Raw genomic sequence first — 24,091 nt, forward strand, 5'->3', positions numbered from 1 at the left:
CGACGCTCAGCAGTTCCGTGCATGGCATGCTCGGCGCAACGTCGAGTGCAGGGACGACGAGCTTGCCTTCACGATATTGCTTGCGCCATCCGAACACTACATTGGCGTTGATGTCGTGCCGGCGCGCAACAATCGACACCGACATGCCAGGCACCAACGTCTCTCTGATCACCTGCTGCTTGAATTTTCGCGCGTACGTGCGACGGGGATGGGCTGCGCCCCCTGCGTTCGACATGGCTGACTGGCTCCGTTGATCTGAACGCCCTCATCATGCTTTGGAAAAGTCAGCATGGCGAAACGGTCGGGCCGAGCCGCTTACGATGCGCCTCTCTGTGAGGCCATTGCTCTAGTCATTTTCTGACTGGCGGTTTTCCTCGCAATGATTTGGTACAAATTAGGACGACTTACTGTATATGCTGCCGCAACGGGGATGTTGATCTGTTGCGCAACGTACCAGACTGCCCGGGCAGGACAAGTGTGGTCAATTGTGACGGAGTATCCCGCCGACACGGTGGCGGGCCGCGGGGTCGATCTATTTTCCGCAGCTTTGTCGAAGCATACGGGCGGGGCCCTGACCGGTAAAACCCAATTCAAGACGAAGCGTGGGTCAACCGATCTCGTATCGGCAGTTCTGGAAGACCATATCCAGGTGGCTGACGTGTTCAGTGGCGAGTTGACGCAGATCGACCCCCTTTTTGAATTGCCGACGTTGCCTTTCGAGGTCCAGTCAGTAGACGAATCACGACGCCTTGCTTGCCTCGCAGAGCCGGCTTACCGAAATGCGCTTTCCCGCGCGGGACTTCACATGCTGTTCATGTCGCCATGGCCGCCCACCGGATTGTGGTCGCGTCAGCCGATAGCAACGGTTGCGGACATCGCAAGCCTCCGGATACGCACATACGACGCTGCCTCGGCCGCAGTGCTGACCAGCGTAGGCGCACGCGCAGCGGTGCTCTCCGTTCGGGACGTTAAGCCACTGCTGCGCATTGGCGCGCTCGATGGTGTGTTGTCGTCCGGCGATGGGGCAGTAGGGAAATCGTTGCAAGCGGATCTTCCCAACTTCGCCTCGATTCATTACGCGTTCCCGGTGTCGTTCGTCGTGATGAGTCAGGCGCGATACGAGGCGCTTCCGGAATATTTGCGATTCGATCTAGATAAAGCAGTCGCTGAAGTCCAAGAGAAGCAGTGGACCGCTTTGCCGGCACGCATTGAGCAAAACTATGCCGAGATGCGGCGTGCCGGCGTAGCCGTGAACATTTCCATCGACGGGACATTGCGCGAACGCCTCAACGAAGTAGGGCAGGCGCGTCTTGATGACTGGATTTCCCGGGTTCCGCCGAATGAAGCCGGCTTCATTACGCGGTTTCGGAGACGGGGGAGGGTGTTGGCACAGCACGTATGCCCCTCGATCTCGTTAGAGGCCGTGGAATGCGCACACAAACTGTCCTGAGTGGCCGCGTTCTAGCCGCCGTTGTTGCACCGCCGACATGCTGCAATTCGCATTGGGTACGTCGCGCATGTCTGATATGAGGATACAGGTGGGACCTGACATGACTTCAAAAACAATTGATCTTAACGTGGACATCGGCGAAGGCTTCGAACACGACATTGCATTGCTGGGCTTCGCCAGTTCGGCCAACATTGCCTGCGGCTGGCACGCGGGCGATGCGTCAACGATGAAACGCGTCGCAGGAGAAGCACTTCGGCGTGGCGTCGCAATTGGTGCTCACCCCGGATACCCCGACCGGGAGAACTTCGGTCGGACAGCAATGAACCTTCCGCCCGAAGACGTGTATTCCGGAGTGCAGTATCAGATCGGCGCACTCTCGGCCATTGTGAGCAGCCTGGGCGGTCGTCTTGCGCATGTGAAACCGCATGGCGCTCTGTACAACGAGGCAGAAAGACATAGACATCTCGCCTACGCGATCGTGCAGGCAGTCTTGGATTTTAATCCGGAGCTTGCGATTTTCGGGCTTGCGGGCGGACAACTGGTTCGTATTGCTCGCGAGGCCGGGCTGTCAGCCGTTGAGGAAGTGTTTGCGGATAGGGGCTACATGCCGGATGGCCAACTCGTGCCGCGCACGGAGCCCGGCGCACTTCTCGAAAATGACGCGGCTGCATGCGAACAAGCACTGGGAATGGTGCGCGATGAGCTCGTACGTGCCCGTGATGGCAGTTGGATACAGGTGTGCCCCGATACAGTGTGCTTGCACGGAGACGGGCCGCACGCGGTGACGTTTGCCAAACAGATTTGTGCCGCGCTGGACAAAGCCGACATAGCGGTTCGCTCATCAAGTCGCTCAGCGCCACTGATTCCGGACGTTGAGTTGAATAGCTGAGGTAGTCAGGAAATGAGGTCGATCGCTTTCTGCGCGACGAGTGGATCGACCTGGCCGGTTTCGGAAGCGGTCTGATAAATCAACGCGACAAGCTTCGCTTTTTTTTCCACGTCCATGGAATGCCCAACGGCCGAGATACTGGTTTCGATGATGGTGAACACGTTTTGTAGCAATTGCTCATCAACAGCGCCGTAGCGCGGGGCTCGTTTTCCGGTTAGCAAGTACCACACGTCAAAGCCGTGCTCGAGCAGAGTCATGAGATAGCCAGCGTCCGGATAACGCTGTTCTTTTTCGTAGGCAGATTGCGTCTTGCGGTTGATGCCTGTCCATTCGGAGATGTTTCCCTGAGTAAGTCCGAGCCGGTCACGCTCTTCGGCCAGGCGCAAACTAAATGTAGATGGCATATAAATTGGTCTTAAATGTTGCAAATGGGACGTAAATGTCCCATACTGGTTGTAGTTTACCTTTAGTCGATCAGTATACGGGCCACTGCATGGCACTGAAAACATTGGAAGAGGTACGCGCAGAGTTCGACCGGTGTGGCGTCTCCGTTTCGAGCTGGGCGGTAAAACATGGAATTCCCCGCAACATTGCGAGCGGAGTGCTGCAAGGGAGACTGAAGGGCAAGCGTGGCCACGCGCACAACGCGGCGGTCTTGCTGGGATTGAAGGAGGGCGTTGTGAATCTTCAAATGCCCGCGGGCATTCAGGACTGAAAGATAGGAAAGCGGTTGATGCCGGTGCTACTAACACCGACACCAACCTAACCATGAAGTTGGTAACTTACGAGGTCCCACATGGCTAAGGCCATTATAAACCGCGTGTGGCGAGGTCTTCTCGCGCCGTCGCTTCGACGCCTCACTCGGGCGGTGTTGTCCGCGTGCGTTGCACTGCCACTTGCACAGCCCGTTATCGCGCAAGCCGACGACTGGGGCTGCCAGGTGCTGTTGTGCCTGTCCGATCCCCGTGGCCCGGAAGCAGAAGGGGCGTGCGTTCCGCCGATCGAGAAACTGTGGACGGCACTTCGCCACGGTGACCCGTTTCCCACCTGTGATCTGAATTCCAGCGTCGCCGATCTCCCGCCGCAAATCCGCAGCGCCATTCCAGCGAGCACGCTTGCCAGCCTCGGCAACGGCACTGGTGCCGCCAATGTCGGCGCCAGCGCAAATTATTGCCGTCCTAATCTTTTGTTCTGGGGTGGTCCCGAGCAAAGCGAGCTGCTGTGCGGCGCCACCGGTGCGATCAACGTGAACATCGATGGCAAGCTTTGGTCGCGGGTGTGGTGGAACACCACGCAAGGCGCGACTGTCAGCGAATACTACGGCGACGGTACTACGCCGACATATGATCCGGCCACCGCTCAGCAGCAATTCCTCCAGCTACAGAATCAGCAGAACTCGGCCTCCGGTGGTCAGGGCGGTTAAGCGCGCGTCGATCTCGCTGACCGGCGTCTAGTCGTCTAGCAGCACTCAACCTCACAACTTCCGGATCAAACAATGTCTATCTTACTGACTCAAGAGCAACGCGAAGTATTCCTAAACTCCAACGAGTGTGTCGGTGGCCTTGAACGCGCGATTCGTGAGTTGCAGGGAGCGAACCCTGGTGCGTTCCATACCGACGCGACGTTGGCGCAGCGCATTTTCTTCGACCAGCCGTTGCATGGTGAGCCGCATCACGGCTTCGTGCGCTCGATGTCGCAACAGAAAGCGGCTTAAGGAATCTCACGATGCGCCTGTTCATTTCTGAAAAGCCCAGTCTTGCAGAAGCCGTTGCCAAGGTGTTGCCGGGTGCCGTGCGCAAGGACGGTGCGATCACCTATGTCGGTGACGATGCGTTCGTGCCGCTCGCCGGTCACGCGCTCGCGCAAGCGATGCCCGATGCCTATCTGCCCGACGATGTACCGCTTAACAAGAAGGGCAACAAGATCTGGCGCGAGCAGGATCTGCCGATCGTACCCACCACCTGGATCATGGAACCCGAAGCTCGGCTGCAGCGCAACCTCGCCGCGATCGAAAAACTGCTCAAGACAGTCGACGAAGTGGTCCACCTCGGCGACCCGGAGCCGGAAGGGCAACTGATCGTCGACGAAGTGCTCCACTACTTCGGCAACCGGAAGCCCGTGATTCGGCTCCTCGTGAACGACTATAACGAGACGAAGGTCCGCCAGTCACTTGCGAACATGCGCAGCAATGACGCACCCGAGTTTCGTGCCTGGTACAGATGGGCCTATGCGCAATCGCACTACAACTGGTTGTTCGGCCTGAATCTGACACGCGCGGCGACCTTGCGGGCGCGCGCACTCGGTTTCGACGGTGCGCTGACGGTCGGCAGCGTGCAGACACCGGCGCTCAAGATTGTCTGTGACCGGGATCGTGCGATCGAAACGTTCAGGTCGGTGCCGTATTTCACGATGACCGCGCGCATCGAACATGCAAACGGGCCTTTCATTGGAATGTGGAAAGCGAGCGACGAACAGGCGGGACTGGATGATGCGAAGCGCCTGGTAGATGGATCCGTCGCCAAAGCGCTGACGGAGCGCCTGAGCGGACAGATCGCGAGCATCACCGACTACGAGAAGGCTGAGCGCCGCGAGGGTGCGCCGCTGCCGATGTCGCTCAACGAGCTGACGGTGGCCGCCTGTACCAAATTTGGTTGCACGGGAGCAGAGGTCCTGGAGGCCGCGCAAAAGCTGTACGACCGTCCCTTGCAGCTGACGACCTATCCGCGCACTGAAGTGCGGCATTTGTCCGAAGCGCAGCACGCGGACGCACCGGAGATCCTCGCTGCACTTCGAAAGAACCTGCCCGCCATGCAAGGCGTGATCGATCGTACGGATCCGTCGCTCAAGTCCTCGGCCTTCAATGACAAAAAGGTCGATGGCACGAGCCATCACGGCATCGTGCCAACGGTAGCAACCGCCGATCTTTCCGGCCTCACGCCGCTTGAACGAAACGTGTACGACATGATTGTGCGCAGCTATCTCGCGCAGTTCTATCCGCCAGCGGTCTTCATGCAGACCAAGATTGAAGCCCATGTCGATGGCGAGCGATTTCTTGCCAGTGGCAAAACGCCGGTGTCGCTTGGCTGGCGCGAGGTCTATGCGCCGGTTGAAGACGACGCGGCGGCCGCCAGCGCTGACGCCGATGGTAGCGAGGGCAAGCAGCACTTGCCAGCGATGGCCCAGGGCGACGCTGTCACGTGTGCGGCTTGCACGCTGCAGAGCCGGGAGACAAAAGCGCCTGAGCGGTTTGATGAATCCTCGCTGCTCAAGGCGATGATCGATCTGCACAAGTTCACCACCGATCCGGCCGCGAAGGCACGCCTCAAAGAAGGCAAGGGGATCGGCACCAGTGCCACGCGCGCCGGGATCATTTCGGAGCTACGAGAGCGGGGCTTTCTGGAACCGCTGAAGGGCTCGAAGACCAAGTTCATGACGAGCAAGAGCGGCCGTGGATTGCTCGATGCGCTGCCCGGGCCCGTGAAGGATCCGACGATGGCTGGCATGTTCAAGATCGCGCTTGATGGCGTGGCTTCGGGGGAGATCAGCTATGAGCAGTTTATCGAACGCAATGTCGGGTTTATCACGAAGGTCGTGACCGGCCTGCGTACCGCGTCGATGAACTTGCCGGTGGCACCCGGTGTGCCGTGCCCGAAATGCAGGAGCGGCCAGTTGCGCCAGCTCAAGAGCGAGAAGGGACCTTTCTGGGGCTGCTCGAATTTCACTGCTGAGCCCAAGTGTTCGGCGTCTTATCCCGACCAGGACGGCAAACCCAATTTCCAGATGAAGGCAAAGCCGGCTAAGGGCTTCGGAATCAAGAAAGTGGAGGTCGCGTGATGGATTTTTTCGGAATAAAGGCCAAGCGTCAGCTCGCAGCGATTCAGGAAGTGGTCGCGCAAAGTGCGCGTGGAATTCATAAGCGCATCGACGAAAACCGAGAGTTACTCGAAACGCTTCAGAGAGACTTTCCGCATCTGTTGAGCAGCTACTGGTGGATTGAAGGATGGGTTGAGTCACAGGATCAGTTCCTGACTGATCTGGCGCTCGCCACCGGGGTGGTGCGGGGCTTGTCGAACCAAAACTTCCCGCGCCCGTGGCCGGGCCGACTGAGCGAGCGCGCGAAACGCGGGGAGAAATGATGGCCAAGCAACCTGAAGATACCCCAACGACCGACCTGTTCGATAGCGCGCTGTCAGAAAACGTCGGCCACACGCTGCAGTTTGGCAAGACCGGCGCTGGCAAAACGGTGTGGTCCGTTGCCGAGTCTGTATCTCGCAGTCGCACGTTCCGTGCTCGTCGCAAGCTTTTCCCGAGCGATGGTACTTCCCGCGACACCGCCGCTTGCGAGCTGTGTGGCACGCGCCATCAGGACCCAAGCAAACGCACGCGGTGGGGTGGCAAATGATGCCCGTCGATTTCAATACGCTCGCCCAGCAGTGCGCGCCGGCCGTTCACCCGAGCACATTGCAGGCGATCGTGCGCACCGAATCGGGCTTTCAGCCCTATGCGATCGGCGTCGTTGGCGGCCGTCTTGTGCGCCAGCCGCACAGTCGCGACGAAGCGGTCGCGACCGTGAAGGCACTGGATGCGGCGGGCTGGAACTACAGCGTGGGCTTAAGTCAGGTGAACCGCGCCAACCTTGGCCGCTACGGGCTGACCGGTCAGGACGCGGCAGCTGCGTTCGATCCGTGCGCGAACCTGCGTGCCGGTTCCGCGATTCTCGCCGACTGTTATCGCCGCGCCTCGGCGCGGATGGGTGCGGGGCAGCAGGCCTTGCGCGCGGCGTTCAGTTGCTACTACAGCGGTAACTTCCAGCGCGGCTTTACCGCCGACTCCGGCGCCCGGTATGCGCAGTCCAGCTACGTGCAGCGAGTCGTGGCAAACGCGTTGCCCGCGCCTGCTGGCGTGACGAACACCGCGGTCGTAACAGATGAGGTGCAGGCGCAGATGGCATTGCAGGTGCAGACCGAAGCGAACGTACACGTCAACGAGCCAGCCAGCGCGCAAGCGATTCCGGTCGTGCCTGCCGTGACGCCCGAGTCAGGGTTGCGTGGGATATCAGGGCAAGTGGCGCGCACCGTCCGGCCAGCGCCACTGGACGAGCCGCCCGCGCTCGGCGGGAAGGCGCGAGCGCATGCGACATGGGACACGTTCGGCGACTTTTGATTTTTCTAGCCACAGGAGGCGGTCATGAGAGTTTCGAAAGCATTGCATCGGGCAGCGCACAAGAGTCTGGATGGTCACGTCAGGTTTGTGGTGCGCAGGGGTAACCAGGTGTGTGTGTTCGCGCTGCGTGACTTTGCGAACGGTGCACATGGCACGCAGATTGAGGCGGCGTATTCCTACGGCCGCCTGGTCACGGGCCGTCGCTAGCGCGGGTATCGGTTTCTAACGAGCTTCATCTAGTTTTCGGTTTCGGACTACTCAATCCGATCCGCCCGCCATCGAGCTGCGCGCTCGATGCCGGCGAGCGAAGTATCACCCCTGAGGAATCTCCACGGCGATCGTGGGACACCTTCGGCGAATTTTGACCTAACCTGAAATGAGGCACTTCATGAAATTGAGCATCAAACCTTCCGTTCGCTTGTCCGCCCTGCTTGGCAGCACGCTTGCAGTCACCTCGGGTGCGGCCAATTCCAGCGGCTTGGACTCTGGCACCACCGCCGTCACCAGCTTTGAAGTCTGGTTCTACGCGTTGGGCGGCATCCTCGCGATCTGCTACCTGCTGTGGGTGGGCCTGCAATGCTGGTCCAACAAAGCCGACTGGGTGCATGACTTTGGCGGCGCCATCGCCAAGGTCGCAGCAGTGGGTAGCGTTAGCGTGCTTGCTCCGTGGGCATGGACCCTCATGACGTCATGAGCGACAAGACCCTGTATCCGTCGTATGCAGGCCTGGGTCGCACCGCGATGATATGGGGCGTGCCGCTGATTCCGACGCTGTTCGTGTTTGCAGCAGCGGTGTTAGCGGCGCTTCTCGGTGCGGCGACGATGGGTCCCGGTGGCCTGCTGTTCGCTGTGCCGAGCATTCCCGTCTTCCTGTTCTTCAAGCGCATCTGCGCAACCGACGACCAGGCGCTGCGCATCTTGCTGCTCGAAGCCTTGTGCGTGCTCGACCGCTCGCTCGCGCGCTGCTTCGGTAACACCTACACGCTCGCACCGATGCAATACGGCCGGCGCCTCGCGAACTACAAACGGCCCTTTGAGAAGGCCAGTCAATCGAAGTTCGTGTCCGATTTTTACGCGCACGTAGCGGCTAAAAAAAGTGAGAGGAACACATGAAATACAGCAGCGACCTGTTGAAGAAACTGCCGGCCGTGCAGGACAAGTTGCCGCCGATCGGACGCCCCGTGTCCGCCCGCGTCACCAGTCTGGAGGACGGTCGTGCGGTGCTGTGCATTGAGATTGCCGGCATGCCGTTCGAGTCGGTCAGTACCCGCGTGATCGAAAACCATTTTGATGCGCTGAACCGGTTCTTCGCGGCGCTTGCCATGGATAAGGGCAACCGGCTCTCCATCCACCTGACATTCAATCGCCGGCACGTGTCATTCGCCCAGCGTTACACGTTCACCTCCAACTTCGTACAGCAGCTTGTCGATAAGTATCTGGACCGTGGGTTTCGCAAGCGTGCGTTTTTCGAGAATAAGTTTTTCATGTCGCTGGTGCTCAAGCTGGACGATCTTGAAGAAGGCATTGCTGAGCTTGAGGACCTGGGCGAAACCGTCATGAAGCAGCTGGTGGCGTACGACCCGGAATACCTGACGACCTTCGAGCGCAATGGGATGCTTTTCTCGCAACCGTATCGCTTCATGGGCGAGTTGATAAACGGGGTGGAAGAGGACATCCCCGTGACCGACGCGCCGGGCTATGAGCTGATTCCGAACGCGTGGCTGCATTTCGGCTATGACGTGCTGGAGATCCGAGGTGAGGCCAAGTCGAAGTTTGCGACCTGCTATGACCTGAAAGACTTCCCGAAGTGCGGCTGGGGGCAGTTGAACCCGCTGCTGACCCTGCCCGCCGAGTTCACGTTGACGCAAACGTTTTCGTGCATGGGGACGTACGAGGCGCAAGACGCGCTCGAATCCCAAGCGAATAAATTGAAGTCGGCCGGCGACAAGGCCACGCACCAGATCGAGGAACTGCAAACCGCGCAAGGCTATATCAGCTCGCGTGAGTTGGCCTTTGGTGACTATCACGGCGCGCTCGTCGTGTATGGAGAAACCGCGCAAAAAGCCATCGACAACGGCACGTTCGTTACGGCGCGCTCGCTAGGTGAGTGTGGCGTGCGCTGGATCAAGGCAACGCTGTCTGCGCCCACGACGTACTTCAGTCAGATTCCAGGTGCGACCCGCAAGCCGCGGCCGATGCCGAAGTCCACTCGCAATCTGGCGGCCGCATTCTCCATGCACAACTATTCGTCGGGCAAGCGCACCGGCAATCCGCTGGGCGATGGCTCGGCAGTAATGCCACTGCACACGACCGCAAAGGGCATGTTCAATTTTAACAATCATGCGTCGCGCCTGGACCAGGACAACACCGGCGAGAAGGTCGCCGGTCATACGCTGATGCTGGGCGCGACGGGCGTGGGCAAGACGACCACCCAGCTCACCATGTTGGCGTTTCTGGAGCGCTTTGACCCGAAGATCTTCGCGATGGACCTTGACCGGGGCATGGAGATGTTCATCCATGTACTCGGTGGTGTTTATTTCCCGTTGCGTGCGGGTGAACCGACTGGGCTTGCGCCCTTTGGCCTGCCTGACACGCCGAAGAACCGCGAGCACTGCTACGACCTGGTGCGCGCGTGCGGGCGAGACACCGACGGCAAGATCTCAGCGGAGGACGAGCAGTTCATCAAGGTCGCGGTCGACACGGTCTACAAGATCAAAGACCGTCAGCAACGGCGCTTCAGCCGTCTGCTCGAAACGATTCCGAATACGGGCGACAACTGCCTCGCGGTGAGGCTGCACAAGTGGTGCCACGCGACCGAAGGCCGATTCGCGTGGGCGCTGGACAACGCGCCGGACTCGATGATCGACGTGGCCTCGCAGCGGCGCATTGGATTCGATGTCACTGATTTTCTGAAAGACAACTACGAGCCGACCGAACCCGTGCTCGCGCATCTGTTCCACCTGAAGGACCTGATGCAGGAGAAGGGCGGCTTGCTGGTCACGATTGTCGAGGAGTTCTGGTTGCCGGCGAAGTATCCGACCACGCAGGCGATGATCCTCAAGGTGCTCAAGACCGGGCGAAAGTCTGACGAGTTCATGGTGTTGGTGTCGCAGTCCCCCGAAGACGCGATCAACTCGCCGATTTTCGCTGCCATCCAGCAGCAGACGGCTACCAAGATCTACCTGCCCAATCCGGAAGCGGAGTTCGAGAGCTACAAGCGCTGCAATTTGAGCCAGCGGGAATTCGAGGAGTTGCAAAAGCTGTCGAAGGAATCACGCACGTTCCTGATCAAGCAGAGCAACCAGTCCGTGTTCGCGATGCTGGACCTGTACGGCTTCTCCGATGAGCTCGCGATCCTGTCGGGCTCGGTCGATAACGTGGCGATCTGGGAGGAGATTTGGGCTGAGCACGGACCGGATATCGACGTGTGCCTCGCGATCTTCCAGGAGCGTCGCAAGGGCAAGCGTGACCAGGACGCGGCATGACACTCAGGCGAGCCGGATCGTTTAACCAACTCGAAGGAAAAGTAATGACCCAAATAGCAAAGCAAAGCCGTTCCAGCATGAGCGCACTTGCTCGCGCAATCACTACCTCGGCCGTTGCGCTGGTGATTGCAGCACCTGCGGTCAATACGTATGCGCAAGGCATTCCGGTGATCAGCGTGGCTGAGCTCGCGCAAGACGTTGTCATGGCGGGGCAACTGGAACAGCAGGTCCAGACCATGGAGCAGCAGTACACGACTATGACGACGCAGCTCAGTGCGCTCACGGGCAATCGAGGTCTCGGCCAGATCCTCGACAATCCGTCCCTGCGCAGCTATCTGCCGGACCAATGGCAGTCGATCTATGACCAGACGAAGAGCGGGCAACTGTCGGGGATCAGCAGCGCGGCGACGCAAATCGAGTCTGAAGAAGGCATGACGGCATCTACGCCCGGTCAGCAGCGCTACAACGATACGCTTGCAGCGAACAAAGCCATGTCCATGCAGGCCTATCAGGCCAACATCTCGCGCTTGCAAAACATCAAGAGCCTGATGCAGCAGTCAGATGCGACGCAGGACCCGGCGGCAAAGGCGGATCTCCAGAACCGCTTGCAGTCCGAGAACGCGATGATCCAGAACGAACAGACGCGGCTGAATCTGATGGGGCAATTGCAGCAAGCCGAGATTAAGCTCTCAGAGCAGCAGCGCGACCAGGAGTACACCAACATGATCACAGGAGCCGCGCAATGAAGAAGCTCTTTCTCTTTCTTATGGTAATTGCGGCTGCATTGGCTGGCTGCAACCAGAAACCGAACGCTCCTGCTCCCGCAGCCGATGACATTGTTGGTATCTACAACGCGGACCAGGATGGTGGCGGGAAAATCACGCCGTTCGCGAAAATCGAAAAAGACAACACCGGCTACATCCTCTACGAGTATGACAAGGGCAAATGGTGGCGTCCAAAAAAGCAATGGGTTGACGTTGACTCATTCGAGCCTGTTACACCAATGACAAAAGCTGATCTCGCGAAGGAAGTCAAACATCCGGTCTCGGTCGATGTCGATGGAGTCAAAACCACGACGTTCGCTGTGATTCATGTGCCAGTAGGGTGGTCAGACGATGGTGAACCCAAGCCGTTCATTAGCAAGACCGGCTACTTCGCTTTGACAGAGCTGGGCCCGATTGATCTTCAGAAGCAGTAATTGACAGGAGGCTACCGTGGCGGTAACCGTCTTCACGCAACTTTTGAACGCGTTCGACAACAACGTGATGAACACGATTAACACGGGTTCGCAAAACGTGATCACCTTGATTACACCGTTGATGGCCGCGTGCTTTGGTGTCTACGTCAGCCTAGTCATGATGTCGTATTGGCGAGGCGGTACCGACATGCCAATCCAGGATTTCATGATGAAGATGGTCGCCTGGGTAGTGATCTTGACGTTGGGCATGAACATCACCTACTACACGCAGTACGTGGTGCCTTTCCTGAACGGCTTGGGGGATGATCTTGCAACGGCGTTGACCGGGAACGTATCGACTGGCGCCGCGCTTGACACGATTACAAATGCGTATGTGACGGCGATGACGACGCTATACAACCACACCAGCGGGATCGCGAGCACGGTTAATACTGTTTGCTTCATTGGAATCACACTGCTCTTCGCGATGCCGTTCATTGCGATCGCGGCGGCGTACATCATTCTCGCGAAGTTTGCCCTTGGGTTGCTACTGGCCCTCGGTCCCATGTTTATCTCACTCGCGTTGTTTCCAGCGACGCGCAAGTTCTTCGAAGCCTGGATTGCGCAGTGTCTGAACTACGCCTTTCTCGTGGCGCTCTTTGCCGCAGCAGGCGCGATCGAAATCAACTTCGCTTCGTCGATGATTCCGGACACGGTAACGGTCTCTGACTTGACAGGGTTGGTGATGATGGGGATCGGATTCATCTTCGTTTCAGTAAACCTTCCTTCGCTTGCCTCGCAGCTTGCGGGGGGCGTCGGCATCTCGGGGATGGTTGGAACATTGTCCGGAGCGATGGGCATAGGTAAGGCGCTGAAGGGATTGGTCAAGGGCAAAGACGGGTCGAGTTCGGGCAGCGCAAAACCAGAAGGCGGTGAAATCAACAAAAAGTAGTCGACGTGCATGGCGAGCCCGGTAGCCGGGCGCGCGAAGTCAACCAGTGAGAAGAGATCATGAAAAAGCTAATCGTTGCAAGCGCGCTGATGCTGCTGCTCGCCGCTTGTTCTGCGCCGAAGCCTCCCCAACCGACAGGCGCGTGGGTTCCGGTCAATCACCCGATTGCCACACAGGGAGCACAAGAATGATGTTCAAACGCACAGCGGTTAGTGCCGGCACTCCCGCCGAGGCGGCGGGTACGGCCGCCACAAAGGAGCCCGCAGCAATTGAAATGGGCAAGTGGTATCTGAAGCAAGCGATGCTGTTCGAGAAGTCCAAGCAGGACTCACAGAAAAGAATCACGCAATTGGCCCTGCGCGGTGCGGTAGGCGCGCTGGTGGTCGCTGCAGTTTCTATTGTTGGTTCTTCAGCATTAGTACTCCTAAAGCGTCCAAATCCGCCCGCTGTGTTGCGGGTGAACACCGTTAATGGTGTCACAGACGTGTTGGATGTGGCGACGGAGGGTCATATGAGCTTCACCGAAGCACAGGACCGAGCGGATCTGCGCCGGTATGTCGAGATGCGTGAGAGCTACGACTGGGAAACGATTCAGGACCTTTTCAACAGCGTCAAATTGATGAGCGCTGAACAGGAACGAGATGTGTACGTGAAGCTGTTTGCGCTACCCAATGCGCCGCAAAAGGTATTGAAGGATCAATACCGGATCGTGGCGCGCGTGGGACCGATCACGTTTGTTGGATCAACCGCGCAAGTGTTCTTTTCGAAAAAGCTCATCCCGCTCGGTTCCGGTCAGCAACCCAAGACGGAGTACTGGGTTGCCACCATCAGTTACCGCCACGAGCAAATTCCAGAAAAGCGCAGCGAGCTCGATGTCAATCCGAACGGCTTTCGGGTAACCAGCTTTACGGTTGATCGGGATTGGACCCGCAGCACCGATGCGACGGCTGCTGCACCGGCGGCCGCATCGACGCTTTCTGCACCGAGCGTGCCTTCCATGGCGGCTCAAGGGAGTGCGCAATGAAAAGAGTCTTGAAACTCAAATTGGTCGCGCTGGCGGTGCTTGGGGGTGCGCTTCCTGCCTCCGCATGGGCGCTGCAAACGCCCAACGCGTGCGGCAATGATGAACATGTGCGCTGCGCCCGCTATGACGTGAACGAGGTGTACCGCGTTGAAACGATCGCGGGCAACGCCACGCTGGTGCAGTTCGAAGAAGGCGAAGTGGTGGACAGCAAGGAGTCGGCCGTAGGTCTCGGCGATGCGCGGGCGTGGAAGGTGGGCGCAGGCGGCAACTGGATCATGTTCAAGCCCGTGACGGTGAAGCCCGACACGAACCTGATCGTGGTCACCAACCGCCGGCGCTACACCTTCAAGCTCGAAACGGTCAAACGCGGTGGCGTGCCGACCTGGACGCTCTCGTTTGACTATCCCGACACGCGCGCGCGTCTGGCGCTTGAAGCCGCTAAAAAGCGCGCCCTTGCTGATGCCGTGGGCCGTAGCAGCGCGAGCGCCTCCGTGCACCAAAACGAAAACTACGACATGCACGGCAATACGTTGCTTGCGCCGACTTCGATGTGGGACGACGGGCGCTTTACGTACTTTCGCTATGCCACGAGCCGTGATGCGCCGGCGATCTTCCGTTTGCTGCCGGACGGGTCGGAAGCGTTGGTGAACTCGCACGCTGAGGGCGATACGGTGGTGGTTCACGAAACCGGCGCTGGCTTCGTCCTGCGCCTGGGCGATTCGGTGCTTGGCGTGCGCAACAACGCCTATTCGCCCGACGGTCAATTTAACGCGACGGGCAGCACCGTGAGCAACACGGTGCGTCTGGTCAAAGGGGCGGACAAATGAACAGCCTGAACAATCCAGAGGGCGGCGAAGAGCCGAGTGTCATCGACAGTATCTCGGGCGAGCGCGGCCTGCCGAGTCTGAAGCCCACGCGCAAGAAATCGAATGTCAGCAAATTGTGGGTCGTGCTCGCGGTGATTGCCGCGCTTGCGGTGGCCGCAGCGGGCGCCGCGATTTTTGTGAAACGGCTGTCCGAGCGTCATTTGCAGGAACGTGATGATGCGCGAACGCTTGCCAAGCAGCAGACGAAGGATGACGGCAGCGGACATGACTTCGGGGCAGATAAGGACCGGCTTGAGAAAGAGCGTGCCGCTCAGGCGCAACGTGATGCTCTGCTGGCGGCTGCTAGACCCGCTGGTGCGTCGGGTGTGCTGGCGCCGGCCGGTGCAATTGCTGTCGCACCCGTTGGTGGTCAGGGCACGCAAGCGGGTAGCGGCGCCAAGCCTGTCCACATTGAGACGGTCGCCGAGCGGCGTCTCGACGGTGACGTGGTTCTGAAATTGGGCAAGGACGACACCGCGCCGGCGGACGCGCATGCGGCGGCCGCTGCACCGGGCGGTTCGGCACAGAGCGGCCTCGATGGGCGCCTGAAGCCCTCGACGCTTGCGAGCGTGACGGCAAGCCGGTTTGCGGACCTGACGTATTTGCTCACGCGTGGTACGACTATCCCCTGCGTCACCAAGACCAAGATCGTGACGACCTATGCAGGCATGACGTCCTGCATTGTCACGAAGGATGTGTATTCCGCGGACGGTCACACATTGCTGGTGGAAAAGAACAGCGAGGCGACCGGCGAACAGGGCTCAGCGCTTCTGCAAGGCCAGGCGCGCGTATTCGTCTTGTGGTCGCGCATCGTCACGCCAAGCGGTGTCACGCTCAATGTCGATTCGCCCGGTGCGGATGCCTTGGGCGCATCCGGACACGAAGCATATGTCGATAACCACCTTGCAGCACGCTTTGGCGGTGCGCTGATGCTGAGCGTGATCGGCACCGCGAGCCAGGCGCTCAGTTCGCGGTCGGTCGGCGGTGGCAATAGCCAGGTGAATTTGTCGACCACCTCGTCGAACACTGACGACTTGGCCACCGAGACCCTCAAAAACACCATCAACATCCCGCCGACGGGTTATGTGAATCAAGGCTCCGCGATCAACATTTTTGTGGCGCGTGATGTCGACTTCCGGAGCGTGTATGAACTCGTCACCCAATAACCGACCGAATGAAGTGCCGTACGACAAGAGCGTCACGGTGCGCAGCCTGCTCGAATCCACCGGCGTGTCGTCTCTGCTCTCGAAAGCGGGCGCCACCGAGCTTGCGATCAACCGCGCGGGCGAGATCTGGACCGAGAGCCGCGATGGCTGGGTCTGTCATGCCGCCCCGCAAGCGACACTCGATGCGCTCAAGAAGCTCGCGAACGCGCTGGTGGTGTTCAAGGGCGATCACCTGAGCGCTGCGAACCCTATTCACCCGGTTCTTCTGCCGGATGGACAACGCGGCCAGGTCCTGATTGCACCGGCGGTTGAACCGGACACGGTTTCGATGACGATGCGCGTGCCGAGTGCCATGCGGCTGTCGATGGACGATTACGAGCGCAGCGGCTCCCTGAAGGGTTTTACGGATTCGTCGCCGAAACCGATTTTGCCGGGACTGACTGACGATATGACGGCGCGCGGCTTTATCGACGTGTCGCCGTCCGCTCGTGTCCCCTCGGTCGTTGATCTTGCGATGTTCGAACTGGCGATGATCGAAGCGAAAGCGAGCGGTGATATCGGCACGTTTCTGGCGCTTGCGATCGAGAACAAGCTGAACATCGTCACCGTGGGTGGTACCGGATCTGGCAAGACCACGCTCATGAAAGCGCTCGCCGATCTGGTGTCACCGCACACGCGGGTTGGCACGATTGAAGACACCCACGAGCTGGCCCTGCCGCACCATCCGAACCGGGTGCATATGTTTTACAGCGACGACCTTCCGGCTAAGGAGATCGTGCGCTCGACCCTGCGCATGAAGTTCGACCGCGTGTTTCTCGCCGAACTGCGTGGCGACGAGACGTGGGATTACTTGACTCTTCTGAACACCGGCCATCAGGGCGGCATGACCTCTGTGCATGCCAATGATTGCATCTCGGCGTTCTCGCGCATCACAACGCTCGTGAAAGCTAGCACCGTGGGGCAGACCTTGGATCTGAGCTACATCGCGCGCGAAGTGAAGATGACGATCGACGTGGTGCTGTTCATGGAAAACAAGCGCCTCAAGGAAGTGTTCTTCGATCCGGTTGGCAAGTGGAAACTGCAGCGGGGGCTCTCATGAACGGCCGGACAAAAGTGCTCGTCGGTGCGCTGGCAACCGCGGGGGTAGCCGGCCTCGCGGTCGGTGGCCAGTACGCCGGCGGCGCCTTGTTCGCGCACATGGAACACCTGCCGCAATCGGTGGTCGGCATCTTTACGCTGCGCGATTACTGGCATGCATACGGCGACGTAAAAGCGGTCAAGAAAGCGCTCGCCGTGTGCACCTTCGCTTCCTTGGCGGTACCCATCGTGCCGATCGCGCTTGCCTGCGTGGCGGTTTTCTCGAAGCCCAAGCGCGAATTGCACGGTAGCGCTCGCTGGGCTCGCGACTTTGAGATTCGTCAGACGGGCTTGCTCAGCGAGGACAGCGGCCGTGCCGGGATCATTCTTGGTAAGTACAAGGATCGATACTTGACCTTCGTTGGCCAGCAGTTCGTGATGATTGCTGCGCCCACCCGTTCGGGCAAGGGCGTGGCGATTGTGATCCCGAACCTTCTCACCTATCCGGACTCGGTGGTCGTGCTCGATCTGAAGTTCGAGAACTACCGGTTCACTTCCGGCTACCGCGCCAAATACGGCCAGAAGGTGTTCCTGTGGGCGCCGTTCGCTGAGGATGGTAAGACCCACGGCTGGAACGTGTTCGACACGATCGTTAAGCGCGCACCGCACCTGCGTATCGGGGATGTGCAAGCCATCGGCCAAAAGTTCTATTCCAGCAACGTCGAAGCGAAGACCAAATTCTGGAATGACTTGGCGCGCAACCTGTTCGTGGGGCTCGTTCTGTATCTGATGGAGACGGCCACGCCCGAGCGGCCGTGCACGTTGGGCGAAGTGTTCCGCCAGTCCTCGGGCATGGGTCGGCCGGTGAAGGAACATATCGCGGCGCTCAAAGCCACGCCGGGACTGTCGATGGCGTGCACGAACGCGCTGAACCGCTTCCTTTCCTCGAGCGACGAGGTACTGAATTCGATTCTGTCGACGTTCAATGCGCCGCTGTTGATTTTTGATAATCCCGTGGTGGACGCAGCAACCAGTCATTCGTCGTTCGATATCAACGAAGTACGCCGCCAGCGCATGACGATCTATCTTGGCATCCAGCCGAACCGGTTGGAGGATGCGGCGCTCCTGGTCAATCTCTTCTTCTCGCAGCTGATCGACCTGAATACGTCGGTGCTGCCCGAGCACGACCCGTCGCTCAAATATCAGTGTCTGCTGGTGATGGATGAATTCACCGCGATCGGGCGGGTGAACATCATCGACCGCGCCAACGCGTTCATCGCCGGCTACAACCTTCGCTTGTTGATCATCATCCAGTCGATCTCGCAGATGGAGCCGTCGCTCCTGTACGGTAAGGAGGGCACCCGCACGCTCGTGAACAACATGGCGGCCAAGATCATCTATCCGCCCAAGGATCACGAAGAGTCGAAGGTCATTTCCGAGACGCTCGGCTATCTCACCGAGTCCTCGGTGTCCACCGGCAAGACACGGGGCAAAAACCTCTCGCGTAGCGAAAACGCGTCCCCTCAGCGTCGGGCGCTCATGATGCCGCAGGAGCTCGCGGCCATGCCCCAGAAGCGGGAAATCCTGCTCGGCTTCGACACGCCGATCCTCTGCGATAAAGCCTATTACTACAGCGACCCGCTCTTCATCAATCGGCTCAAGGAGATCAGCCCGTCGCTGCGCGCCCTCGGTAAGAAGATGCCGAGCGAGCAGCAGTTGAAGGACGCCGCAGGTTTGGAGACGGTGAAGGGTAACGGTATCTATGAACTGTCGAGCACCGATGTGCCGTCCGTGGATATCTCCGCGTGGATGGCCAAGCGCGAAGCGAGCACGGCTGCGAAGGGTCCGAATGGAGAGCGCGTCGTGCGGGCGAGCGATCTCGCCGAGATGGACCCGGCAAGCGCCTCCATAACGCTCGTTAAGAAGGCCGCAGCTCGCGTCGATGAGGACGTGTTTGCACTGACCGGTATTCGATTCAATTTTTCCGACCTGGTGGCACAGCGCTATGCAAAGCCGAGCGTGACGCATGACGCGGCAGCGGCCCCGGCAATTTCTCAGGAGGTATTCAATGGTTGATAGCACTACACCGGCCGCCGTTACGGCGAATCCACCCACGGCAGATGCGGCGGCTATCCAGGCGGCCCGCGATGCGTTCCTCAAGCGGGTGCCGCCGCCGGTCGATCAATCGGCGTCTGAACAGTCGCCGATGCCGAGCCGTGCTCGCGCAATTGAAGGTCCGAGCGATGCGCCCATGCCGCAGGCTCAAGCGACACCCGCGCACCAATCCGATATCGCCTCGCGCAACGCGGTCCATGGCGAGGGCTTGGTTGAAGGGCTGGCCGCATTGGCGACCGAGAAAGCGTATCGAAGTTGGGTGCAGCAGGATGTAGCCGAGATCAGGGCGATTCAGTCGCCCGATGAACGGGCGGGCGCACTCGCGCACCTCGTGTCCAACGCGGCCGCGCCGGGCTATGCCCAGGCGTTGCGCGAGGCGGATCCGGATCTCGCGAAGGAGGTCGATGAAGCCCGTGCATCGCTGCCGGTAACGACCCAGGCCGAGGCCGTGACCGAGAGCCCGTCGGCGACCGTCGACAACCCCGTCGAGGGCCAATCGGCTTCGGCTTTAATCTCGCCGTCGATTTCGGCTCGGGCCGCCGACCCGTTGCCGCCGATCGCAACCGGTAGCACACCGGCCGCAATCGATGTTCCGGAGCACCAGGACGAAACCTCGACTGCCGCGCAGCGCGCCAGGCCAGCCCGCGAGAACGATGAGAAAAACAGTGTCGAGGGGCTTGGCGGTGTGCGCATTGCAACGCCGGAGATCGAGCGGCAAAAGCGGGCCCAAGGCGTTGCTTCGCGCGTGCTGGAGGCGATGTCCCGGCCATTCACGCTCGCTCGCACGGATAGCGCCGCGCACTCACCCAGTGCGCCCAGTGAGATGCGTGCGCCGGCGGTGATGACCAAGACCGGCTATGCGATTCCAGAGGACATTGCAGCGCGGTATGTGGTGCGCGACGGCAGTTTCTGGAAGTTCGACGGCAAGGACCCGGGCCAGTCAGCCGATCACGAGCCGCATTTCGAAGATCATGGCGCGCGCCTGGCGACGCCCGCAAACGATCGCAACACCGCAGCCGACATGATCGCGGTGGCGCAAGCCAAGGGCTGGGGCGCGATTGAGTTGAAGGGTAGTGACGAGTTCAAGCGCAATGCCTGGATCGAAGCGAGCCTAGCGGGGATCGCCACGAAGGGATTCAAGCCCCAGGAGCAGGACCTGGCGATGCTTGATGCCGCCCGCCGCGAACGCGAGGCATTGACGATCACGGCCGGCGCTCGTGTGAAGACAGATGTACCGGCACCGGCACCGGCACCGGCTGCAAGAACTGCCGCCACGCCACCAGTCATGCCGATCGCACCGGCTGCGCAGGCCCCGATAGCGAGCCCCACGACTGAGGTTGCGACGCCACCGGTTGCCGCGTCGGCGCCCGTGACGAACCCCACGCCCGTGGTCGCCAGCGTCCTGGTAGCGCATGGTCCGGCGCCGTACCAGAACGACCCCGAAAACAGCCGCTCGTACTTCGTCACCGTCAAGGATGCAGCGGGTGCAGAGAAGACCTCATGGGGCATCGACCTCGAACGGGCGATCGGCGATTCGGGTGTGCGGATCGGGGACCCGGTGAAGCTGGAAAACCTGTGCAATCAGCCGGTGGTGGTGCAAGCGCCCGTCAAGGACGATGCCGGTAAGGTCATTGGTTACGAGCCGAAGGAAACGCGCCGCAATGTGTGGAGCGTCGAGCGGGATGGTCCTGCGGCACCCGTTAGGGACGTGCGCGAAGAGCTCGAAAAAGCCATTGCGACATTGCCTGAAAACGTGCGGCGCGTGGTGATGGACCGGTTTGCCGAAACCATGGCTGCGGGATTGAAGGTCCAGGACGAACACGTGCGCAGCGAATCACCCGCTGAGGCACTGGGACCGGCGCTCGATGCGCGTCTTGCGCAAGTTACGCAGGAACGCGTCGTTCGCGAGACACCGCCCGCTGCACCATCGGCACCTGCGCCCAAGCGCGACAACCCGGGGCAGGGTGCGCCCGCCCTTGCGCGCTGACAAGGCAAATCATGAATCGGAAACGTTCATTGACTGCGATCAAGGGTCTGCCGCGCGCGGCTCAGCACGCCTGGCACCGTGGCTGGCTCTCGCGCACAGCCGCGTGCACGCCGTACTGGTGTGATGTGTGCCAGTTGGGCGACGCGATGTACCAGCCGTTTGTCGCGGCCTTGCAGGCGCGCTTTGCGCATCGAGCGACCGATATCGAGGCGCGTGCCTGTGTGCGCACGGGTAAGACGCTCGCAGAGCTTGACGCTGCAGCCGGCACAGACGCGCGGGCCGATACCGGCTTGCGCGTGATGGGCAAGCCGGTGTGGCGCTACCAGGCGAGCGGCGTGTGCGTGTGTGAAGCAGTGGTGGGCGACCGCATCGTTTTGATTTACGAACCGGGCGCGCTCACGCGTCGCGCGACCCGCAAACAACAGGAATCACAATCATGAAAATCGCTGTTATCAATTTCTCAGGGAACGTGGGTAAAAGTACCGTCGTTCGACACCTGCTCGCGCCCCGCATGCCGGACGCCGAAATCTTTGCGATCGAGTCCATCAACTCCGACGAAATGGAGAATAACGCGCAAGCGAAGCGTATGCGCGGCGAGGAGTTCGGGAAGTTGTACGCACGCTTGCTCACCGTCGACTCCGCGATCGTCGATGTGGGCGCATCGAACGTGGAAGAGTTCGATTTGCGTATGGACGAATATGACGGCTCCTACGACGTGTTCGACTTGTTCGTGTTGCCAACGCTTGCGGACGCCAAGCAGCAGAAAGACACGCGCGCGACGATTGAAGCCCTGTCACTCAAGGGCGTCGAGCCCGGAAAGATCCGTGTCCTGTTCAACAAGGCTCCAAAACCCTCTCAGGAGCCGTTGTCGCAAGCCTACTCACAGATATTCCATACCCATGAACGGGACCAATTGTTCGTCTTGGATCCGGAGGTTGTCCTCTATCAGAGCGGTGTTTTCTCGGCCGCAGCCGAGGCCGGGGTAACCGTTCATGAGCTCGCCGGTTCTCGCGACCACTACAAGGCACTTCTCGGTGAAGCCACCACTGACAGTGAAAAGGAACGGCTTGGCTTTCTCATTGCCAACGCATCAATGGCCGTGGGCGTGGACAAGCAACTGGAAAGCGTGTTTCGCGCTTTGATGGGCTAACACCATGGCAGGGACAGAGCCGCAAGAAAACGGGAAGCCGCGTTCACTCTCAGACGAGCAAAAGGATGCACTGATCTTCGAGATGCTGGGCGATGTGCAAGTGCTGCACACGTCGATGAAAGACCTGGTTGCGATCGTGCGCGATTCCGACGAACGCATCAGCGGGCGAATCGTCGAGCTTCGTCAGGTCGCGGCGGACTTCGCCAACTCGCGCGATGCCGCTTTGGCGCATCTGGCTACTCAGGCGAGCGAGACCGCGCAGCGTCGATTCACCGATTCGATGGGCGACATGCTGAAGCGGGTCGATGTGTCGCTCGTCGCGATCGAGCGGCTTGTCCAGGATCGGCCTGGCCGGCGTCTGTTCGACATGGCTGCGGTCGCGCTGATGACGGGCGGTATCACGGCGGCCGCCGCGCTTTTCGGTGTCTGGGTGATCGGCCGCTAGCCGAGCTAACACGTAAGTCAAAAAGGAGAACGACATGGCAAACAAAGTGATTCTGACCGGCCATCTTGGCGCGGACCCTGAGCTCAAGCACCTGCCTAGCGGCGATGCGGTGGCCAACATCCGGCTCGCCTCAAGCGAACGGTATCGCGACAAGACCTCGGGCGAAACGAAAGAAGCCACCGAATGGCATCGACTCGTGTTCTTTCGCCGTCTCGCCGAGATCGCGGGCGAATACCTGGTGAAGGGCTCGCGCATCTATGTCGAGGGCAGGTTGCGCACACGTAAGTGGACGGCGAGCGACGGACAGGACCGCTATACAACTGAGATTCAGGTCGATCGCCTCGAAATGCTAGGCGGTGCTCGGGCAGACCACACCGGCACGGCCGATGCCGAAGACGACGATTGGACCCGTGAATACGATCAAGCGGCGTTGTCGAACCAGCCTGACGCGCGTGGCGTCTGACGATTACACCTGCGCGCCATCCCAGGCGTGCAGGTCTTCACCAACATGTATCTGTGTTCTTTTAAAGGCAACTGATGAGATCCAACCTCCTTTGCGCCAGTCTCGCGCTGGCGTTGCTGAGTCCGCTCGCAGCCCATGCGGGCTTGCTCGGTAGCTGGATTGGTGAGGCGACGACAAATAGGCCGGCTGCTTCGACCACTGGCAGTTGCCGCCCGGAAGCAGGCTTCTCGCCGGAGGGCAGTGCAAGCCGGCTGGTGGACCGCGCGATCGACCACGCGCAGCACTCGATTCGGCTGGCTGCGTATTCCTTCACGTCAGCCGACGTGGTGCGCCATTTGATCGACGCCAAACAGCGCGGCGTCGATGTCGCGGTAATCGTCGACGAGAAAACCAACCTGGTTGAGGACCGCTCGGGCAGGGCACGTGCGGCGCTCAATCTGCTGGTGAACGCGGGTATTCCGACTCGCACGATCAACGTGTACTTGAGTTTTCACGATAAATCCATGGTGATCGACGGCAAGGATGTGGAAACAGGCTCGTTCAATTTCAGCGGGGCCGCGGCCACCAAAAATAGCGAAAACGCCCTGGTGCTTTGGGACTGCCCGGTGATGGCCGAGCCCTATCTCGAGCATTGGCAAAGCCGTTGGCCACAGGCGTCGGATTTTCACTCCACTTACTAAAT

The 24,091-nt window shown here is 59.9% G+C and carries 29 protein-coding genes and 1 pseudogene; 28 read left to right on the forward strand and 2 right to left on the reverse strand.

Annotation, left to right across the window (positions count from 1 at the left end; genetic code table 11):
- Positions 1-235, reverse strand: a 235-nt coding sequence (locus BSU04_RS10135; protein ID WP_144021180.1) for a transposase, incomplete at its 3' end; no start/stop codon positions are given.
- 240 nt (positions 236-475) lie between these two features.
- On the opposite strand from BSU04_RS10135, the gene dctP reads away from it, so the two are divergent.
- Positions 476-1,450, forward strand: a complete 975-nt coding sequence (gene dctP / locus BSU04_RS10140) for a TRAP transporter substrate-binding protein DctP (RefSeq protein ID WP_256982397.1) — start codon at positions 476-478, stop codon at positions 1,448-1,450.
- 100 nt (positions 1,451-1,550) lie between these two features.
- Positions 1,551-2,339 (forward strand): 5-oxoprolinase subunit PxpA, encoded by a 789-nt coding sequence (pxpA, locus tag BSU04_RS10145; RefSeq protein WP_089160496.1) that lies wholly within the window; start codon positions 1,551-1,553, stop codon positions 2,337-2,339.
- A 5-nt stretch (positions 2,340-2,344) separates the two neighbouring features.
- On the opposite strand, the gene BSU04_RS10150 is transcribed toward pxpA, so the two are convergent.
- Positions 2,345-2,725 (reverse strand): helix-turn-helix domain-containing protein, encoded by a 381-nt coding sequence (locus tag BSU04_RS10150; RefSeq protein WP_256982398.1) that lies wholly within the window; start codon positions 2,723-2,725, stop codon positions 2,345-2,347.
- 107 nt (positions 2,726-2,832) lie between these two features.
- On the opposite strand from BSU04_RS10150, the gene BSU04_RS10155 reads away from it, so the two are divergent.
- The 26 genes and pseudogenes from BSU04_RS10155 to BSU04_RS10275 all read left to right on the forward strand — a co-directional run bounded on the left by BSU04_RS10155 (position 2,833) and on the right by BSU04_RS10275 (position 24,089).
- Positions 2,833-3,054: a hypothetical protein gene (locus BSU04_RS10155; protein ID WP_089160498.1), complete on the forward strand. Its 222-nt coding sequence runs from the start codon at positions 2,833-2,835 to the stop codon at positions 3,052-3,054.
- Positions 3,055-3,135: 81 nt separating this feature from the next.
- The gene (locus BSU04_RS10160) at positions 3,136-3,762 is read left to right on the forward strand and encodes a hypothetical protein (RefSeq protein WP_089160499.1); all 627 of its coding nucleotides are present in this window, start codon (positions 3,136-3,138) and stop codon (positions 3,760-3,762) included.
- Between the two features lie 72 nt (positions 3,763-3,834).
- The gene (locus tag BSU04_RS10165) at positions 3,835-4,053 is read left to right on the forward strand and encodes a hypothetical protein (RefSeq protein ID WP_089160500.1); all 219 of its coding nucleotides are present in this window, start codon (positions 3,835-3,837) and stop codon (positions 4,051-4,053) included.
- Positions 4,054-4,064: 11 nt separating this feature from the next.
- Positions 4,065-6,173: a DNA topoisomerase gene (locus BSU04_RS10170; RefSeq protein WP_089160501.1), complete on the forward strand. Its 2,109-nt coding sequence runs from the start codon at positions 4,065-4,067 to the stop codon at positions 6,171-6,173.
- Complete coding sequence (locus BSU04_RS10175; RefSeq protein WP_144021181.1) at positions 6,170-6,475, forward strand: hypothetical protein; 306 nt, start codon at positions 6,170-6,172, stop codon at positions 6,473-6,475. The genes BSU04_RS10170 and BSU04_RS10175 overlap by 4 nt, the downstream gene beginning before the upstream one ends.
- The gene (locus tag BSU04_RS10180; RefSeq protein WP_218827254.1) at positions 6,475-6,741 is read left to right on the forward strand and encodes a hypothetical protein; all 267 of its coding nucleotides are present in this window, start codon (positions 6,475-6,477) and stop codon (positions 6,739-6,741) included. The genes BSU04_RS10175 and BSU04_RS10180 overlap by 1 nt, the downstream gene beginning before the upstream one ends.
- On the forward strand, positions 6,738-7,502 hold the full coding sequence (locus tag BSU04_RS10185) for a lytic transglycosylase domain-containing protein (RefSeq protein ID WP_089160504.1): 765 nt from the start codon (positions 6,738-6,740) through the stop codon (positions 7,500-7,502). Before BSU04_RS10180 ends, BSU04_RS10185 begins: the two co-directional genes overlap by 4 nt.
- Before the next feature lie 24 nt (positions 7,503-7,526).
- Complete coding sequence (locus BSU04_RS10190; RefSeq protein ID WP_089160505.1) at positions 7,527-7,709, forward strand: hypothetical protein; 183 nt, start codon at positions 7,527-7,529, stop codon at positions 7,707-7,709.
- 181 nt (positions 7,710-7,890) lie between these two features.
- On the forward strand, positions 7,891-8,196 hold the full coding sequence (locus tag BSU04_RS10195; protein WP_256982399.1) for a hypothetical protein: 306 nt from the start codon (positions 7,891-7,893) through the stop codon (positions 8,194-8,196).
- The gene (locus BSU04_RS10200; RefSeq protein WP_089160506.1) at positions 8,193-8,615 is read left to right on the forward strand and encodes a VirB3 family type IV secretion system protein; all 423 of its coding nucleotides are present in this window, start codon (positions 8,193-8,195) and stop codon (positions 8,613-8,615) included. Before BSU04_RS10195 ends, BSU04_RS10200 begins: the two co-directional genes overlap by 4 nt.
- Positions 8,612-10,987 carry a transporter gene (locus BSU04_RS10205; protein WP_089160507.1) on the forward strand — a complete coding sequence of 792 codons (2,376 nt, stop codon included), beginning with the start codon at positions 8,612-8,614 and terminating at the stop codon, positions 10,985-10,987. Before BSU04_RS10200 ends, BSU04_RS10205 begins: the two co-directional genes overlap by 4 nt.
- Positions 10,988-11,031: 44 nt before the next feature.
- The gene (gene virB5 / locus BSU04_RS10210; protein ID WP_256982401.1) at positions 11,032-11,733 is read left to right on the forward strand and encodes a P-type DNA transfer protein VirB5; all 702 of its coding nucleotides are present in this window, start codon (positions 11,032-11,034) and stop codon (positions 11,731-11,733) included.
- Positions 11,730-12,185: a membrane lipoprotein lipid attachment site-containing protein gene (locus tag BSU04_RS10215; RefSeq protein ID WP_089160508.1), complete on the forward strand. Its 456-nt coding sequence runs from the start codon at positions 11,730-11,732 to the stop codon at positions 12,183-12,185. Before virB5 ends, BSU04_RS10215 begins: the two co-directional genes overlap by 4 nt.
- Before the next feature lie 16 nt (positions 12,186-12,201).
- On the forward strand, positions 12,202-13,116 hold the full coding sequence (locus tag BSU04_RS10220) for a type IV secretion system protein (protein ID WP_256982402.1): 915 nt from the start codon (positions 12,202-12,204) through the stop codon (positions 13,114-13,116).
- A gap of 59 nt (positions 13,117-13,175) precedes the next feature.
- Entirely contained in the window at positions 13,176-13,307 is a 132-nt protein-coding gene (locus BSU04_RS47455; protein WP_256982403.1) for a hypothetical protein, read from the forward strand.
- Positions 13,304-14,140: a virB8 family protein gene (locus BSU04_RS10225; RefSeq protein ID WP_089160509.1), complete on the forward strand. Its 837-nt coding sequence runs from the start codon at positions 13,304-13,306 to the stop codon at positions 14,138-14,140. Before BSU04_RS47455 ends, BSU04_RS10225 begins: the two co-directional genes overlap by 4 nt.
- Positions 14,137-14,967 carry a TrbG/VirB9 family P-type conjugative transfer protein gene (locus BSU04_RS10230; RefSeq protein ID WP_089160510.1) on the forward strand — a complete coding sequence of 277 codons (831 nt, stop codon included), beginning with the start codon at positions 14,137-14,139 and terminating at the stop codon, positions 14,965-14,967. The genes BSU04_RS10225 and BSU04_RS10230 overlap by 4 nt, the downstream gene beginning before the upstream one ends.
- Positions 14,964-16,172, forward strand: a complete 1,209-nt coding sequence (gene virB10 / locus BSU04_RS10235; RefSeq protein WP_089160511.1) for a type IV secretion system protein VirB10 — start codon at positions 14,964-14,966, stop codon at positions 16,170-16,172. The genes BSU04_RS10230 and virB10 overlap by 4 nt, the downstream gene beginning before the upstream one ends.
- The gene (locus tag BSU04_RS10240; RefSeq protein WP_089160512.1) at positions 16,153-17,271 is read left to right on the forward strand and encodes an ATPase, T2SS/T4P/T4SS family; all 1,119 of its coding nucleotides are present in this window, start codon (positions 16,153-16,155) and stop codon (positions 17,269-17,271) included. Before virB10 ends, BSU04_RS10240 begins: the two co-directional genes overlap by 20 nt.
- A complete protein-coding gene (locus BSU04_RS10245) occupies positions 17,268-19,325 on the forward strand; it encodes a type IV secretory system conjugative DNA transfer family protein (RefSeq protein ID WP_256982408.1) in 2,058 nt (685 codons plus the stop codon). Before BSU04_RS10240 ends, BSU04_RS10245 begins: the two co-directional genes overlap by 4 nt.
- The gene (locus tag BSU04_RS10250; protein ID WP_089160513.1) at positions 19,318-21,351 is read left to right on the forward strand and encodes an LPD7 domain-containing protein; all 2,034 of its coding nucleotides are present in this window, start codon (positions 19,318-19,320) and stop codon (positions 21,349-21,351) included. The genes BSU04_RS10245 and BSU04_RS10250 overlap by 8 nt, the downstream gene beginning before the upstream one ends.
- An 11-nt stretch (positions 21,352-21,362) precedes the next feature.
- Positions 21,363-21,791: a hypothetical protein gene (locus BSU04_RS10255; RefSeq protein ID WP_089160514.1), complete on the forward strand. Its 429-nt coding sequence runs from the start codon at positions 21,363-21,365 to the stop codon at positions 21,789-21,791.
- Positions 21,788-22,501, forward strand: coding sequence for a StbB family protein (gene stbB, locus BSU04_RS10260; protein WP_089160515.1), 714 nt, complete (start codon positions 21,788-21,790; stop codon positions 22,499-22,501). Before BSU04_RS10255 ends, stbB begins: the two co-directional genes overlap by 4 nt.
- A gap of 4 nt (positions 22,502-22,505) precedes the next feature.
- On the forward strand, positions 22,506-22,946 hold the full coding sequence (locus BSU04_RS10265) for a hypothetical protein (RefSeq protein ID WP_089160516.1): 441 nt from the start codon (positions 22,506-22,508) through the stop codon (positions 22,944-22,946).
- Between the two features lie 34 nt (positions 22,947-22,980).
- Positions 22,981-23,343 (forward strand): annotated as a pseudogene (ssb, locus tag BSU04_RS10270) (single-stranded DNA-binding protein); the annotation flags it as partial.
- 140 nt (positions 23,344-23,483) lie between these two features.
- The gene (locus BSU04_RS10275; RefSeq protein WP_089160518.1) at positions 23,484-24,089 is read left to right on the forward strand and encodes a phospholipase D family nuclease; all 606 of its coding nucleotides are present in this window, start codon (positions 23,484-23,486) and stop codon (positions 24,087-24,089) included.
- The last annotated feature ends 2 nt before the right edge of the window (positions 24,090-24,091 follow it).

This window comes from Caballeronia sordidicola (assembly GCF_002220365.1).
GTDB classification, from domain to species: Bacteria; Pseudomonadota; Gammaproteobacteria; order Burkholderiales; family Burkholderiaceae; genus Caballeronia; species Caballeronia sordidicola_C.